The following is a 13,840-nucleotide window of genomic DNA, read 5'->3' as shown; positions in this document are numbered from 1 at the left end:
GCATATGACTTCGTGGATTGTATCTTACGATTTGAGAAACGCCGAAGGGTCGCAGGATTATCAGCCGTTATGGGACTACCTAAAAGCCCACGGGGCACATCGCGTACAGAAATCTCTTTGGTTTTTAGCAAGCCCTCTATCAGCCAAAGATTTAACTAAGATGCTTCAATCTCTCATTCACCCTAAGGATCGGATACTGGTAGCAGAGCTAGTCACAAACAGTTGGTGGGTGAATGCCATGCCGGGCACAAATGACTGGGTGAAGGCCAATCCTCCCTCACGCTAAGTCTACTTTATCTTCACCGGCATCGATCCCTTGATCTACGGCAGAACGCGCCCCGTAAGGTATCCCGTCTACTTTGAACGGGATACCGAGCAGACGCCCAACTACATGCATAATCTTGAGTTTCATGGCAGATTTTCCTTACCCATTATACCGCCAGACCATGGCGGCTTCGTCCATCAACAGCATATCCTCGCTGTCATAGACCGTCTGAAGCTCATGGAGCGTGGCCTGGCCTGATCCCAGCACGCGCCCCATGATGGCGGACATATTCACGCAGCGGGCGGGTTTTCGGGGCTTGTCTGTGGGAACAGGGCCGCCGCGAGCGGGGAAATCTGGAGCGCGGCGGCCTTGAAGAAACCCACATGCAGCTTGAACGCCTCCGTGCGCAGATCGCTCAGGGTCTGCGGATCATCAATATCCAGATCCAGAATGCGCGCTGGCATGCCTCCCGGCCGCTGGATCTGCACGCAGTCGAGAAGAGCCTGAAAGGCCGCGTCGCAGTCGTCGTTGTCCATGAAGCCGAACATCTGCATGGCGACGCCGCCCATGCCCACAATCCCCGCTTCCATCGCGGTGTCGGGGATCTTGGCCCCGGCCTTAATCAGCGCCTTGATTGTGTGCCGAGCCCACTTGTCGGCGGCAAAGGCAGGCATGCGGGTGATCGTGAAGCGCTTGCCCAGATCAGCCCCGGAGGCGGGGGTCCACTCGATGCTCTTCATCAGATACCTGCCGGGAAAACATCTTCCCACGTAATCGAGAACGCACGGTCTTCAAGCACGCCGCCGCCGTTTGGCGCAACGCTGCCAGTCCCGAGGCCGCCGTTGATGAAGGTGTACTTTCGTCCCAGGCTCGGCAGCGTCAGCTCTGCCCCGAGGGTATAAATTTGCCGTCCCTTGCGCTGCCCTGTGATGAGAGCCTCAAAATAGGGCAGGCTGGAAGACCCGGCGGAGAAATTGAGCGATTGGGTGATCGGCCGGGGCACGAAGCCTTTATTCAGCTTGCCGTCAATCGACATGCGGAACTCGGCCATCTCGACGGCCTCGGTTTCCCAGGCGCGGTCGGTCGCCCAGTTTTCAAGCACCAGCGGAGCATTCCATAGAGCCGTGACGGTCAGAACGAAGATGCCGTCAGCCGAAGTGATAATTCCGGACATTACTGAACCTCAACGGAAGCAAGGTTGATGGACTGCACGGACTGGCCGTCGGTGTACCAGAACTTGCAGGGGGGAGAGGTTCGGGCCACGCGATCGGCTGCCGGTGCGGTCGAGGCGTTGGGCTGGAAGTACCACCCGCGCGTCTGAAGCGTGCTGGCGATCGGCAGGCCGGCCGCGTTGTTGACTTCCTGAGCCTCGGCAACCGTGAGCGTCACGCCTGCGCGGATTGCGCCGAAGGCAAGCGCCTGGTTGATCGTATCCTGCGCGGCGGCGGAGATCAGGGCGTCTCCCTGCGTGTTGTACGGGATGTTGCCCGCCGAAAGCAGGAGCGTGAGCATGTCAGACTGGAAGGACGCATTCATCCAGATCTGGTTGATATAGCTGTCAGCCCACTTGAACTGACCCGACACCATCCCACCGCGCAGGAAGGTGAAGCGGCCCAGTCCGTTGGCGTGCATGCCGTAGAAGGAGTAGCCGTTGGCTGCCAGAGTGCTGGCCGTTGCGCCGTCTGTGACGGAAGCTGTGACGCCGGAGAACTGGCAGCCCAACAGGTTCTTTCGCCCGTTCGTCGCGTCAAAGGCCAGCGAGGCCATCCAGCCAAGCGCCCCGGCCGCCACCAGTGGGTCCTTGTAGAACACGCTGGTACCGTCGAGGTTCTGCGATGTCAGCCAAACGCCAAACGCCCCAGTGCTGTTTTGCGTAGTCGCCTGCGCGTCCGTATCCCACGCGGCATACCAGAAGCGGTCTTTCTGCTCACTGACCCATGTGGCGATCGCCTGCTTATCAGCCAGGACGGGTTCGAATGCCGTCGTGAAACCCGCGAAATCCTGAGACGTGCTGATCAGGGCATTCACATAATCCGGGAAGGCGGTTCCCGCCGTGTACCCAGCGAAATACAGCGTGCTGGGCGTCTCGGTGGCGCCGACGTACCCCGAGAAATAGACTGCGGCCATCTGGGCTTCCGTGGAAGTCGCACCAAAAGCCGTGGCAACGTCAGATGCCAGCGAGTAGGACACGACGCTTCCAGCCGGAACCACTGCGGTGTTCTCGGTGATGATCAGGCCGTTGATGAACGCCACACCACCAGCCGCAGTCAGCGCGCTCGGGGTGACGGAAACCACTTGTGAAATGGGGATGCCAGCCACTGGCTGTTACTCCTGCGTAGGGGAAAGGTCGGCCGCGTAGGTCGTGACCGTGATCTTGTCGGCGAACTGCTGGGGGATGGTGCGCTGGTAATTGACCTGCATTTTCAGATCGACGGACCAGGCGTCCTCGTACTGAGCCTCACCGTTCACGAAACCAAGCTGGCGCGGCTCTGCGGCGGAGAGGGGCGACAGGATCGGCGCGTAGGCCTGGAGCCAGTCCGTCGTGTAGAAATCGCGCCACAGACCGCAGACCTGCTTGAGTGCGTCACCGGCGCCTGTGCCGAATGCGCTGACCTGCACCGTGACCTCACGCAATTCCGTGACGAGGCGGGAGGCGTCCGTGTAGAACCAGCCGTTCGTAGCCAGCAGACGCGTGGTGATGAGCTGCATCACGCAGTACGGGCCAACCGGGGAGGGCGTTCTGTTCTGCTGGCCCTGCCTTATCCGGAAAGGCGAGGGGAGCACCGTCTTCAGATACTCGCCCAGAGTCTGATAGAGCGCGCTGTCCGTGGGGGTGAATGTTATTCCGGAGCTGGCGACGTCTGGCGCGTCACCGCAAGTTTCGACCATTGGCCGTATCCCCATTCTTCAAGAACATGCGTCACGAGCCAGTCCGACCCGTAGAAATGCAGAATATCGCCACCCGTTTTCAGGGCCCTGTTCAGCCCCTTGATGCCGCCCTTCAGATAGACGGCACGCATGTCGGAGGACTGGTTGATGTTCTGCAGGTGCTGGAGGTCGGATGCGCTGAGAGCCTGCACCTTGATGGAGACCAGGATTTCCAGAGTGCTCGGCGTCACGCTGAAATCGGGGTTGACCGTCTCACCGTCAGAGACCTTGAGAATGGCCTGAATGGGCGGATTGACCGCGTTCGTAACCGAGTGAGCGATCCCGAAAACGTTAATCACTGACCACCTCGTATCCGACGCTGTTCAGCATGTGCCCGGTGTCGATCAGGGGCTTGTCGAAACCCTTGGCCTTGATCGTAGATGCGGCAAGAGGAGGAGACTGAAGCGTTCTGATCTCTTCCTGGATCTGCGCCACGATGCGCTCAGATGCCATATCCAGCGCCTTCTCTAGATCGCCTCCTGACTGCTTGAGGCATGCAGCGAGAAGCTTCGGCCACTGGTCCTGATTTTTGGCGATCGTCTGCCGCATGAAAGGACGGGAGGGGGACCGCGATGTGCCGAACTCGTTCCAGTAGGCCACGGCGGCAACTGGCGTTCCATCAGGATATGTGGCGCCCTCAAGAAATCCTGCATTGAGGTGCATCTGTGCGCCACGCCTCAGCACCCGCTCCAGCAGCCGGGCCATCCAGTTCTTCTGCATGCCCTGAACCTTGCCGTTCAGCGTCGCCTGAAGACGGGCCATGCCCTTGATTGCTGTCTTTGCCATCAGGGCCAAATCCTTGCTCGGGGCGACCGGCCGGGAACGAAGCGCATCTGCCTGAGATACGCCGTCATCTGCCAGAAGGTCGCGCCATATTGCGTTTGCATGAACCAGGCTGATGACTGACTGGTCGGGCCCATATCGAGAGAAACCGAGGTCGAGCCCTCGGAAGCTGCGGCAACGCGGCCGACTACCCCTGCGCCGTTTCCCGCGGCATCAGCCGGCAGGTTGAGTTGCGCGATGTGAGCGGTCAGCAGATTGAGCAGCCGCGCCCTTCTGCCGAGGTTTTGAACCGGGCTGCGCGGGGTGTTGCTGAGGATATCCCCAGCCTGATCGAAATAGTCCGATGCCTGCGTCTGGTTGGTGCTCGACGCCAGCACAGGATAGAGGGCCGACCACGTCGAATAGTCGAACGTGACGACGCCCGGTTGTGACGTGGCCGACCCGCTCATCAGGCCGCGACCCGGGCTCGGGCGGCTTCTTCAGCCGCAGCGAGGCCCTTGCGTTTGATTTCCTCGGGGTCGAGGGGTTCAAAGCCGGTCTTCTCGGCCTTGAATTCGTCCGCCCTGGCATTCGCGCGGGCGTCTGTCTGCTCAGCGAACACACACCGGTTCTTCACCAGATCACTGTCCGCGTTCTGCTTCAGCCAGGCATCCCAGAACGCTTTATCCACTGTCGTGCGACCGACGCGGCCGAGAAGCACGTTGTCCTTCGGGTGGTAATCCGGCGCGCGGTTTGCACCCTTGATCTCGATTTCCTTGACGTAGCCGACCGGGCTCAGGTCAGGGCGCTTTTCCTCGCTCAGCTTGGCGCGGCGCTCTGCGTCCCCCTCGGGGGCGAGGCGCAGACGCAGGCCATGGGGCATACGGCAAAGTACGGTGACGGTATCAGCCATGTTCAGATCCCCACCATCTGGGCAACAGCCATCGGACGCTTCCAGATCGCGCCCCAGCCGCCACGCGACATCTTCTGCCGCGCATTCGTGGAATACTGCTCCAGGCGGTGCATGGTCAGACGCTCGGTGAACGCGGTGGTGACGGTCTCGACGCCATCGACTTCCGGCACGAACATCTGCATGACGTTGGCGCTGGTGTAGCCGCCCGACATGGTGACACCGGCTTCCGGCAGGAAGACGATCTCCATGTTCGGCCATGCCTTCTTCAGCATGTCCTCAAGGGTGATCCCGAACTGGTTGGTGTAAGCCATCACCTGCGACAGTTCGGACGGCGCGACAACCTTCAGACGGGTCTGATTGGTGATGTTGCCCATCATAGCCTTGTTAAGGGCGGCAAACAGCGTCACAAAGTCCGGATAAATCAGGTTCGGATCGCTGGTGCTGCTCCACGACGTTGCAGTTCCGGATTTCACAGAGGCCGTGATGGCAGCTGGAAGAGCCGGATCATTCAGGGCGCCGTAGTTCTCAAGGCCGGTGAGCCCGAACAGGTTCAGCAGGTTCTGCTGCTTTTCGAGAACCGACGAACCGGCCGTACGCTGCTCGGCAACCCAATCGATGCTGCCCATGCCCATCATCTCGGCTTCCAGATCGCCATACTTGGCCCAGGTCTGGAACGTGAATGACTGACGGCTGACCCAGTTGGCGTTTGCCGAGCTGTCACCGGCCTGCTCGTAGTCACCATAGGCCACGGCATAGCCGGACGCCTCGATGACCGGGAACATGACCGTCTTGATTGCGCGGTCGCCCTTCTTCTGAGAGCCGTAGATCTCTTCGGACTTGGTGGGCGTGACGAGCTGACGGATCAGCTGCGGATCGACCATCGTATTGATGACGACCGGAATACCGCTGTTCGGGGCCGTGACAGAGCCAAACGTTGGGGCCGCGTCATAGGCGTTCCCCTTCTCGCCCACGTAATGCGTCACGCCCGGGAGATTGATGCCCCAATCCTGCGCAAGGCGGGTCGCGTCTTTACGAAACGAAGCCATTATTCGTTGCTCCCTGCAATCGGCGCGACCGCACCGGAAATGATGATGGTGGAACCGGCTGCGCCACCCTGAGTGACTATCCAGCCTGTTGCGACCGTGCCTTCAGGAACCGTGCCCGCGACGCCCGTCTGAAGCGTGCCGTCCGTCGTGGAAGCATAAACGGCCTGCTCCGGCGTTGCGGCAGTGGCAGCGGACACGGCGAAGTAATCACCGCCCGTCATGAGCTGAACATTGAAGCCGCTCGGCAGCGTCATCGTGCTTTCGCCGAGATAGGGCGTAATCAGGCCCGTCTGGTCGCGCAGAACAAAGCCGGTCGGGGCTTCGGAGGCGATCGGCTTGTTCAGGACGGTCACGCCATCAGCCTGCACCCAGCCGAACGCAGCAACCGTGACGCCACCTGCACCGGCAACGAAACCCATCGGGCCAGGAATGGCAGAACGACGCGGGTTTGCCGAAGCGATGCCGCCCGGAAAGCCCTTGCCCCAGGTGTAATTGATCTTGGTAGGGAAACCCATCGGGGCCGCTCCTTACGCTTTGCGGCGAGCAGAGGCGCCCGCCAGAGGGGAATCAGTGTCGATGGCGCTGTCAGCCGCGAGACGGGCTGGACGCTCGGGACGCTTGGCGTTGATTGCCATGCTGACGAGGGCGGGCAGGGCGCTTTCATGAACGCTGGCAGCGTCCTGTCCGATCTGCTTGAGCGCATAGCGATAGATGTCGCCCGCGCTGTCCATGCCAACGACATCACCGACGAGGGGGCGGACGGCCTCTCGGGCGTCCTGCGCCTGCTTGTTGCGGCGACGTTCCTTAGAGACGGCGTCTTCAATCAGGCGAGAGACGGAAGCGGCATCCATGCCCTTCTTGTCGTCTTTCTTCTCGTCCTTTTTGTCATCGTCTTCATCGGCCGCCTGATCGTCGTCCGTGTCGTCCTCATCGCAGGCCTTGGCGTCTTCCGCCTTCTTGCCATCCTTGTCGTCGTCGGACTCGTCCTCGGCCTTCTTCTTGTCGTCGTCGGTTTTATCCTCGTCCATGCACTTCTTGATGTCCTCCTCGGACGCATCCATGGCGAGACGGCCGGACTTGAGAGCGGCTGCAACCTTCGCCGCAGCAGACATGGGCTTGTGGGCAGCCATGCTCGTTTCCTTCATGATGTTGGGGGACGCGCTGTCGCCGATGATGGCGGTCTTCACGCGGGGTTCTTCCACCAGGGCAAGGTGGTTGAAGCGGATATTGACCATCTTCAGCGTGTAGCGCTGACCGTTGATCTCACCGGTCTCAGGGACGGTCTCGTAGGCGTATCCAGCCGACACGCACCGCTTGGAACCGTCCTGAATTCGCTTGATGGCGTCTCCGTCCCAGATCGCCAGTTCCCCGATGAGGTCGGGCGCCTGAAACGTGGCGTTATTGACCGATCCAACCGTGATCTCGCGCGGATGATCGTCCGCACTGACTGGCTGGTGGATCTCGATCAGGGGCTTGCCGTTGATGCTCGATGCGGCTTCCCGCAAGGCACCGGCGTCCCGGTACATCCAGTAGATCGTGTCAGGCTCTAGCCCCAGACGCTCGGCACCATTGATCTCGCGCCCGTAATAGGGCGAGACTACAGCCGCGCTGAGCACGCAACGCTCGACGTGCAGATGCCCGTCCGGGTCGATGCGCCGCACCGACCGGTCCAGGGCCATGATTGTATCTGTCATTTTGGAGAGCCGTTGTGACTGAAGACGAACGCAAGCTGTTATTGATGCTCACGTCTGCCGTGAGGGGCATCTATGAACGGGACCATCCTGAAAAACCGCAAACAATTGAGCAGGAACTTGCCCGGCTAGCAGACGCCGTTAGGCGTCAAACCCCGGGATAATCACCTGGGACGTGCAGCGGCAGTTCGGTTCCTCGCCGGGAAAGATGAGCTTGCCTTCGCCGTCCACATCCGCGCCCTTGCGAATGTCATACCGAAGCCGCTTCCGTCCGGCCTCGACGTGCTTGGGCCGTGGATGTTTCCCCGCACTGGAGTGGCACCAGATCGCCTCGGTCAGTCCCAGCTCGATCTGACGGGTCCGCGTGATGAAGGACGTGGCCTTGTTGTTCTGGTCCCGGGCGATGAAAGCGGCACGGCGTTGCGTGATGCCGTACCGCTCTTTCAGCTCCTTCGTCAGCGTTTCAAGATCACGCCCGGCCATGACGGAACGTTGCACCATCCCGGACACTTCCGTCAGGTGGTGTTCGGCAATGCTTTTGATGAGGCCGACGTTCTCATTGACCAGGCCGTCCAGCGTGTCCGTTACAGCCTTCGAGGGCCTGAACCTCACAGCGAAACCCGCCTGCTTCAGCCGATCCATGAGGGATACGTCTGAATGGCGTTGCCAGCGCTTGGACTGCATCTCTGCCATCTTCCGCGCCCGGTCATCGAACAGCCCGCGCCACCGGGCCGTGAGCTTGTTCATGACCTTCTGAAGCTCGTCCGCCACGCTGTCCTGCGCGATGACGTCTTCATGCTTCCGGTAGTTGGCCTTGAGCCAGTAGGTCAGGCTGTCGTCCATTTCCCGGACGAGGCGCATCAGGTCCCGGTAATAGGCCGCCTCAAGCGCAGCACTGGCGCGGGTTGGCTTGAGGGCCTTCCCGGTGGCCGATGTGCAGCGGAACTGGGTCACTCTTCTTCCCCTTCGCCCTTCTTCAGCAGGCTTTCCATGTCCGGCATCTGCTCGTCATGAGGCGGCTCCGGCGGCGGACCCGTCAGATCAACGCCCTTGAAGATTGAGTGATCATCGGTCGCCTCACGCTCGCGACATTCTTCCGGCGAGACGATGCCCGCCGTGGACAGCACGGCCATGAGGTCAGCTTTGATCTTCTCGATCTCCGCAAGCTGCTTCTCATCCATCTGCCAGAGCGGGACAAAGTTGAAGGACAGCCCTTCATCGATCTCACCCCAGAGATGGATCTGCACGGCTTCGAAGATCCGCTGGAGCGACGGACGGATGTTCGCTTCCTGAAAGGCGGAAATCTCGTCGTAGAAGACGCGGATCTCGCCCTCTGAGGACGCATTCAGACCCTGCGGCTGGATGCCGAATAGCTTGACCAGCGGAATGCCAGGGATTGAGGCCATCGCCTCCATCGACTGAGCCTGAAGGCTGTCCAGCCCTGACAACGGCGTTGCGATGATCGAAGCGTCCTCACGCTCCTTATCCACCACGATCGTGCCCTGGCCCTCGGACACGTCCTGCATGTAGGCTGCGCGACCCTGTACCGACGCCATGTCCACATCGCCATAGGGCATCGGCTGGGCGTCCATGCCGGGGCTGATATCCGTCTGCATGTTCCCCGTCATGTCCGTTTTCAGGACCAGCTTGGAGAAGTTGCGGACGATGGTGGCCGTACTGTTACGCGTAGCCAGGTAGTTGTGGACGTAAGCGCGCAGCAGCTGTGTGAGCGACTGGCCACCGAAGTTGAACGCCGGGGCAAGGATCTGGCTGACAGGGTAGGGGATCGTGGTCAGCAGGCGTGAACTGTCCACCATCGTGCCGAGCACCCACCAGTTGTCCGGCTTGTAGAAGTTCGGAGCAAGGGGGTTGTTCGCATTGTAACTGTTCGGTGTGGTCCAGATCGGCTCGATATTGGCGAGGCGCTCCAGTGAGCCTTTCGCCATGCCGTTTTTGCCAATCACAAGCGGCTTGGACTGCGCGTCCGTGGTGAGGGCAGCGTTCTTGATGCCGATCCAGACATGCCCGAGACCGAACGTCAGGCCGTGCAGAACATGCGTCTGCATGACCCTGCGCACATTCAATCGCTTGAACTCACGCTCGACTTGCTGAATGCGCTGTGCCGCTGCCTCGTTCTCTTCCGCGTCGCCGCCCTGCTTGTCAGATCGGAGTTCGATCCATTCGCGGGTGGCTTCACGTGCAATGACTTCGCAGGGTTTGCGGAACTCGGCCCGCTGCGCCATCTGGGCAAGCTGCGGGTAGCCGAGAAAGGCCAAGCCGTCCTCGAAATAGTCGCGCAGGACCGGAGCGGCGGTTGCCGCCCACCCGCCCATGTCCGCGACCGCTTCGAGGCTGCCGCTGTCCATTGCCAGCGCATCTGGAGCTTCGCCGCGTACACCTTTGGGCGGTTCATAGGCATCAAAAGCAAGGCTCGGCTCACTCTGACGCGCCCCAGAACCATGCCCACGAAATGAGCGCAGGTTCAGGCGCCGGTCAGAGCGTGAAAGCACAGGCTCGCGCCGCTCGGGCAACGGCTTGCGCTCCCGGCTGCGACTGAACCAGTGTTTCATCAACGTGTCCTTGATTTGTAGCCTGCGAACGAGGGCATGGAGCGGCGGTTCTGGATGATGCCGTCCAGGGCGTATCGCAGCGCGTCGATCCAATGGTTCCAGGCATCGACAATGACTGGCAGAACCTCTTCGGTCTTCGGATCGACCTTGAAAGCGTATTTGCGGAACTCTTCAGCGATACGCGGGCAGCGACGATGCACAACGATGCGCTTGAACGCTTTCAGCCGGTCTATACCGTCTTCCACGCTCCCCGGCCACTTCTTGGCTGGGCTCATGTTGTAGCGGTAGCGGGTCGCCATGAAACTGATGTTCTGCGGTGAGGCACAGTCCGCCTTGATGGGCCAACGCCGCGTTCCGGGGATCTCGTCCAGAACCTCGGGCAGCTCATCCAGATGGATGCCTGTTCCGCCAGCTTCGTAATCAACGTAGAGCACTTCATCACGAATGAAGCACCGGACGGCCGCCGTCGGGTCCTGAGAGAAGCCCCAGTCCAACCCATAGAAGAACCGAGCATCCTCAGGCGTCTCGAAATCATCGACCGTGACTCGCTTACGGAAGATCACCGCATCGGAAATGGTGACGTAATCACCTTCCCAGACATGGTCATATTCGTCAGGCCGCGCCCTCTGATCTTCCTCGCGTTCGGTCGGTAGTGTGCCATCACCGAACCACGGATTGTCGGACCAGTTGGCCCGGACGGCCGTTAGATCGGCGCGGTCAGAGCCTTCACCGCGGAAGAATTCGTCAATCGGATCATCAGAAGACGCAGGGTTCCATGACGCCCAGATTTCAGAGCCCGGCTTGCGAAGCGTTGGCCGCAGCATTCGCCACGAGTAAGAGCTGATCGACTGCGCTTCTTCGATCCATGCCCGGTCGAAGCCCTCAAGCGACTTGATGCTGTCTGCCGTGTGGTTCTGGAGGCCCTGAAAGACAATCAGACCATCGCCGGGTGTCTTGATGACCTGGTCCTGAACGTCGAAATGCCTGTTCAGGTTGAACTGGTTGATCTTGTCCACGATCAACTGCTTGGACGAGCGCGCAATCGATTTCTGGATTTCGCGGATGCAGACCGTTCGATGGCCCGGAATGGCGAGGTGTTCTTCAACGGTCAGTCCGCCAAAGAAGTGCGACTTTCCGGACCCTCGGCCGCCATGAGCGCCCTTGTATCGGTTCGGCTTCAAAAGGGGCAGGAAAACGCGCGCCGTTGGGATCTCCAGCGCCTTCGTCATGCTCAATCCTTCTTGGGCACGTCCACGACCACCCGTCGAATTTCTGTGAACTCCAGAGGCCCGCCGTCAGCGCCGGTATGTTCCTGCGTGATCTTGTCGCCATACTTCTTCGGCGCACGCCGGGACATGGCCCAACGGATAATGTCGGCTCGGACTTTTATCGCGCTGGCGTTGTCAGCGTTGACAGTCCTCGCATCGGCAAGGATTTCTGCCTCCATCGCGTCAGTCGCTTCTTCCCGCGCGCGCCTGTACTGTGACGATAAGGTTTCGTCATTCCTGATCCATCGCCTGATCGTATCCCACGCAGGCATGTCGGCCATCGCCGCAATATCGCGGATCGTCTGCCCTTCCTCGATCAAGCAGAGGACACGATCCCAAAGCTCTTGCGTGAAGATGGAGGGCCGCCCGGTGGGGCGTGGAGCAGGTGCCGGAATGACTTCCGCCTTCTTCCTCGCCATAACTACCTCACCAGATATTTCGGGCACCCGGCCTCAACGCGACGTGCGTCCAGTTCCCGCCCGATCGCGCGTTGAACGCGGGACACAAGGGCAGGGGATAAAACCCCGTCTCTCGTCAGCTTGTGCGCATTATGAAACACGAAAGGCTTGCACCGGATCAGCGCGCCATCAACCAGACCGAGATGCAGCGTGTCAGGAAACTCAATCAGGATATCAGCGCGATGCCTGACCGTCCTTGTCGGAAGAACGGGACACAAAGCCGCGCTGCCTGATTGTATTCCTGCAATCACATGGAGCGATCCGCGCCACCTCACCACATCACCGGCTGTGATGGTGGGTGAGGGCATGGCGGATTGTCCAGAATGTCTTGCGCTACAGGCGCAATTCTTCAGTGTTGCCCAACCGTATCAGGCGCTGGGTCCAAGTACAAGCGCTTTGTTCCGCTCGATCCTATCGCTGATTTCCTTGCGGACGCCTGCGTAAGCTCCGCAAAGCTGCTCCAGGATCAGCGCGCACTGGCCGGACACAATTCGCCGCCCATGCGCTGATTTGTCAGGCACCAACGCCTCAGCCATCGCCGAGAATGACAGTTCCTTCGCCAGCATCATTTCCAGCCGAACGTGAGCGCAAAGTCCAAGCCGATCGCGGATCATGCCAATTCGTTCAGCAGCGTTCCCGCGGGAAATGGCGAACGTGTGGACGTCGCCCTTCACGTAATCGGAAGGCAGCACATCACTCAAAATGTCCAGATATCCGTGATTTGCGAACACATAATCGCAGATCCACCATTTCGCGGCGGTGACTGCGTCGCCGTTGATATCTCCGGCCATGTGCAGGGCGTTTACGGTGTTCAGCTTGATCCGCTTCTTGCCCTGCCATTCATAATCTACCTTCTCCAACCGCTCCGGCGTAGGCGAATTGTCCTCAGCTTTAGCTGGAATGAATGCCGTTTTTCGAACAGTCTTCGGCGTTGAAAACTGGCGGATCGTGGCGCCGAGTCCGGCGCGGGATTTCAGGGCTTCTGGCATACGAGTATCTTAGTACGGGGGAGGGTGGCTGTACAAGAGATTTGAATTACCCGATAAAGGAATGATGATAACAGAAGTACACCTTTGTGAATTTTTGGCTGGGATAGACTGCTGCCTTTTCGGATTCTATTTTTATGCTGTAAATTCCTTTCATGATTTTAAAAAAGATCTAATTTGCGTTTTAAAGATATATTCTGGATATTATTTATATCAGATTGCAAAGTCCATGCTAGATACAGGCAAAACAATAAAGCTTACATCAATAATATCTTCTGTATTATCTTTTGTAGCACTCTCAACCTCAATATATTTATATTATGGAGGGCATTATGAGACGCAATCTCTGTACACTGCGTTGAAGTATTTTTGTAAGCTAATTGCTATTTCATGCGCGATAAACGCAGCATTGTTAGGTTTGCGCGGAATAAGGGAGGGTTCAGACCCGCTTGTTACGGGATACGGCGCATCTTATTCAGCTATTGCTGCCTTATGCCTTGTTGAAACGAGCAGTCTTCTTAAAGTAGAGACAATATACTTCTTTAGGATTTCTATAGATTTAATCGAGCATATTATTGCTATATTTCTTTTTTTATTAATATTAGTTTCGGGTTTTTCAGAGAAAGTCCAAAATTTTACTTTTGGAAAAAATAATTCTAGCTGATGAATTTTGTATGGCTAGAAATACTTTCTTTCACTGTTTCCGTTTCAAGAAAACTAAAATTCCAGGCTTGGCACCTCAAGCCCTCACTCCCCACTCAACCCGAGATCGCCCTCAGTGTTTATTGTTCCACAATTCTCGAACAAAGACGCAGAGATATCGCCATCGCTTCCAGACGTTTCCACCCCATCGTGTGTCGTCTGACATTCTACATCGCACTCAGCGGGCAACGACGACATCTCTCCGTGCATGTCTGCGAGCAAGGCGCGACCGTGAGTGCCGATATCGCATC

21 protein-coding genes are annotated in these 13,840 nt (G+C 58.8%); 2 read left to right on the top strand and 19 right to left on the bottom strand.

Annotated features, from left to right (window positions below; translation table 11 throughout):
* Positions 1–4: 4 nt before the first annotated feature.
* Positions 5–286 (top strand): CRISPR-associated endonuclease Cas2, encoded by a 282-nt coding sequence (gene cas2, locus GAL01_RS16180; RefSeq protein ID WP_082790663.1) that lies wholly within the window; start codon positions 5–7, stop codon positions 284–286.
* Here the strand turns inward: cas2 and GAL01_RS16065 are convergent.
* The 19 genes from GAL01_RS16065 to GAL01_RS11885 all read right to left on the bottom strand — a co-directional run bounded on the left by GAL01_RS16065 (position 278) and on the right by GAL01_RS11885 (position 12,890).
* The gene (locus GAL01_RS16065) at positions 278–412 is read right to left on the bottom strand and encodes a hypothetical protein (RefSeq protein ID WP_255308589.1); all 135 of its coding nucleotides are present in this window, start codon (positions 410–412) and stop codon (positions 278–280) included. The two genes, cas2 and GAL01_RS16065, sit on opposite strands and share 9 nt — an antisense overlap.
* A gap of 12 nt (positions 413–424) precedes the next feature.
* Entirely contained in the window at positions 425–559 is a 135-nt protein-coding gene (locus tag GAL01_RS16060; RefSeq protein WP_255308588.1) for a hypothetical protein, read from the bottom strand.
* Positions 556–1,005, bottom strand: coding sequence for a phage tail assembly chaperone (locus GAL01_RS11965; RefSeq protein ID WP_062028800.1), 450 nt, complete (start codon positions 1,003–1,005; stop codon positions 556–558). The genes GAL01_RS16060 and GAL01_RS11965 overlap by 4 nt, the downstream gene beginning before the upstream one ends.
* Positions 1,005–1,439, bottom strand: coding sequence for a phage tail fiber protein (locus GAL01_RS11960; RefSeq protein WP_062028801.1), 435 nt, complete (start codon positions 1,437–1,439; stop codon positions 1,005–1,007). Before GAL01_RS11960 ends, GAL01_RS11965 begins: the two co-directional genes overlap by 1 nt.
* Positions 1,439–2,584, bottom strand: a complete 1,146-nt coding sequence (locus GAL01_RS11955) for a DUF3383 family protein (RefSeq protein ID WP_062028802.1) — start codon at positions 2,582–2,584, stop codon at positions 1,439–1,441. The genes GAL01_RS11960 and GAL01_RS11955 overlap by 1 nt, the downstream gene beginning before the upstream one ends.
* A 6-nt stretch (positions 2,585–2,590) precedes the next feature.
* The gene (locus tag GAL01_RS11950; protein WP_145995635.1) at positions 2,591–3,154 is read right to left on the bottom strand and encodes a phage neck terminator protein; all 564 of its coding nucleotides are present in this window, start codon (positions 3,152–3,154) and stop codon (positions 2,591–2,593) included.
* On the bottom strand, positions 3,106–3,492 hold the full coding sequence (locus GAL01_RS11945; protein ID WP_062028805.1) for a hypothetical protein: 387 nt from the start codon (positions 3,490–3,492) through the stop codon (positions 3,106–3,108). The genes GAL01_RS11950 and GAL01_RS11945 overlap by 49 nt, the downstream gene beginning before the upstream one ends.
* On the bottom strand, positions 3,485–3,979 hold the full coding sequence (locus GAL01_RS11940; protein WP_099253300.1) for a hypothetical protein: 495 nt from the start codon (positions 3,977–3,979) through the stop codon (positions 3,485–3,487). Before GAL01_RS11940 ends, GAL01_RS11945 begins: the two co-directional genes overlap by 8 nt.
* Positions 3,979–4,425: a DUF4054 domain-containing protein gene (locus GAL01_RS11935; RefSeq protein WP_062028807.1), complete on the bottom strand. Its 447-nt coding sequence runs from the start codon at positions 4,423–4,425 to the stop codon at positions 3,979–3,981. Before GAL01_RS11935 ends, GAL01_RS11940 begins: the two co-directional genes overlap by 1 nt.
* A complete protein-coding gene (locus GAL01_RS11930; protein ID WP_062028810.1) occupies positions 4,425–4,868 on the bottom strand; it encodes a hypothetical protein in 444 nt (147 codons plus the stop codon). The genes GAL01_RS11935 and GAL01_RS11930 overlap by 1 nt, the downstream gene beginning before the upstream one ends.
* A gap of 2 nt (positions 4,869–4,870) precedes the next feature.
* On the bottom strand, positions 4,871–5,914 hold the full coding sequence (locus GAL01_RS11925) for a hypothetical protein (RefSeq protein ID WP_062028813.1): 1,044 nt from the start codon (positions 5,912–5,914) through the stop codon (positions 4,871–4,873).
* The gene (locus GAL01_RS11920) at positions 5,914–6,429 is read right to left on the bottom strand and encodes a structural cement protein Gp24 (protein WP_062028815.1); all 516 of its coding nucleotides are present in this window, start codon (positions 6,427–6,429) and stop codon (positions 5,914–5,916) included. Before GAL01_RS11920 ends, GAL01_RS11925 begins: the two co-directional genes overlap by 1 nt.
* Positions 6,430–6,441: 12 nt before the next feature.
* Positions 6,442–7,608 (bottom strand): DUF2213 domain-containing protein, encoded by a 1,167-nt coding sequence (locus GAL01_RS11915; RefSeq protein ID WP_082790664.1) that lies wholly within the window; start codon positions 7,606–7,608, stop codon positions 6,442–6,444.
* 138 nt (positions 7,609–7,746) lie between these two features.
* Positions 7,747–8,559: a phage head morphogenesis protein gene (locus tag GAL01_RS11910; RefSeq protein ID WP_197458969.1), complete on the bottom strand. Its 813-nt coding sequence runs from the start codon at positions 8,557–8,559 to the stop codon at positions 7,747–7,749.
* The gene (locus GAL01_RS11905) at positions 8,556–10,175 is read right to left on the bottom strand and encodes a phage portal protein (protein WP_062028820.1); all 1,620 of its coding nucleotides are present in this window, start codon (positions 10,173–10,175) and stop codon (positions 8,556–8,558) included. Before GAL01_RS11905 ends, GAL01_RS11910 begins: the two co-directional genes overlap by 4 nt.
* Positions 10,175–11,404 carry a PBSX family phage terminase large subunit gene (locus tag GAL01_RS11900; protein WP_062028822.1) on the bottom strand — a complete coding sequence of 410 codons (1,230 nt, stop codon included), beginning with the start codon at positions 11,402–11,404 and terminating at the stop codon, positions 10,175–10,177. The genes GAL01_RS11905 and GAL01_RS11900 overlap by 1 nt, the downstream gene beginning before the upstream one ends.
* A gap of 2 nt (positions 11,405–11,406) precedes the next feature.
* Complete coding sequence (locus GAL01_RS11895) at positions 11,407–11,862, bottom strand: terminase small subunit-like protein (RefSeq protein WP_062028824.1); 456 nt, start codon at positions 11,860–11,862, stop codon at positions 11,407–11,409.
* 2 nt (positions 11,863–11,864) lie between these two features.
* A complete protein-coding gene (locus GAL01_RS11890; protein WP_145995634.1) occupies positions 11,865–12,209 on the bottom strand; it encodes a hypothetical protein in 345 nt (114 codons plus the stop codon).
* A gap of 60 nt (positions 12,210–12,269) precedes the next feature.
* Positions 12,270–12,890, bottom strand: coding sequence for a hypothetical protein (locus tag GAL01_RS11885; RefSeq protein WP_062028829.1), 621 nt, complete (start codon positions 12,888–12,890; stop codon positions 12,270–12,272).
* Between the two features lie 61 nt (positions 12,891–12,951).
* On the opposite strand from GAL01_RS11885, the gene GAL01_RS15505 reads away from it, so the two are divergent.
* A complete protein-coding gene (locus GAL01_RS15505; RefSeq protein WP_145995633.1) occupies positions 12,952–13,551 on the top strand; it encodes a hypothetical protein in 600 nt (199 codons plus the stop codon).
* Positions 13,552–13,840 lie beyond the last annotated feature (289 nt).

The sequence above is a fragment of the Gluconobacter albidus genome (assembly GCF_002723915.1).
Lineage (GTDB): Bacteria > Pseudomonadota > Alphaproteobacteria > Acetobacterales > Acetobacteraceae > Gluconobacter > Gluconobacter albidus.
This window is presented reverse-complemented; position numbering and strand designations above follow the sequence as displayed.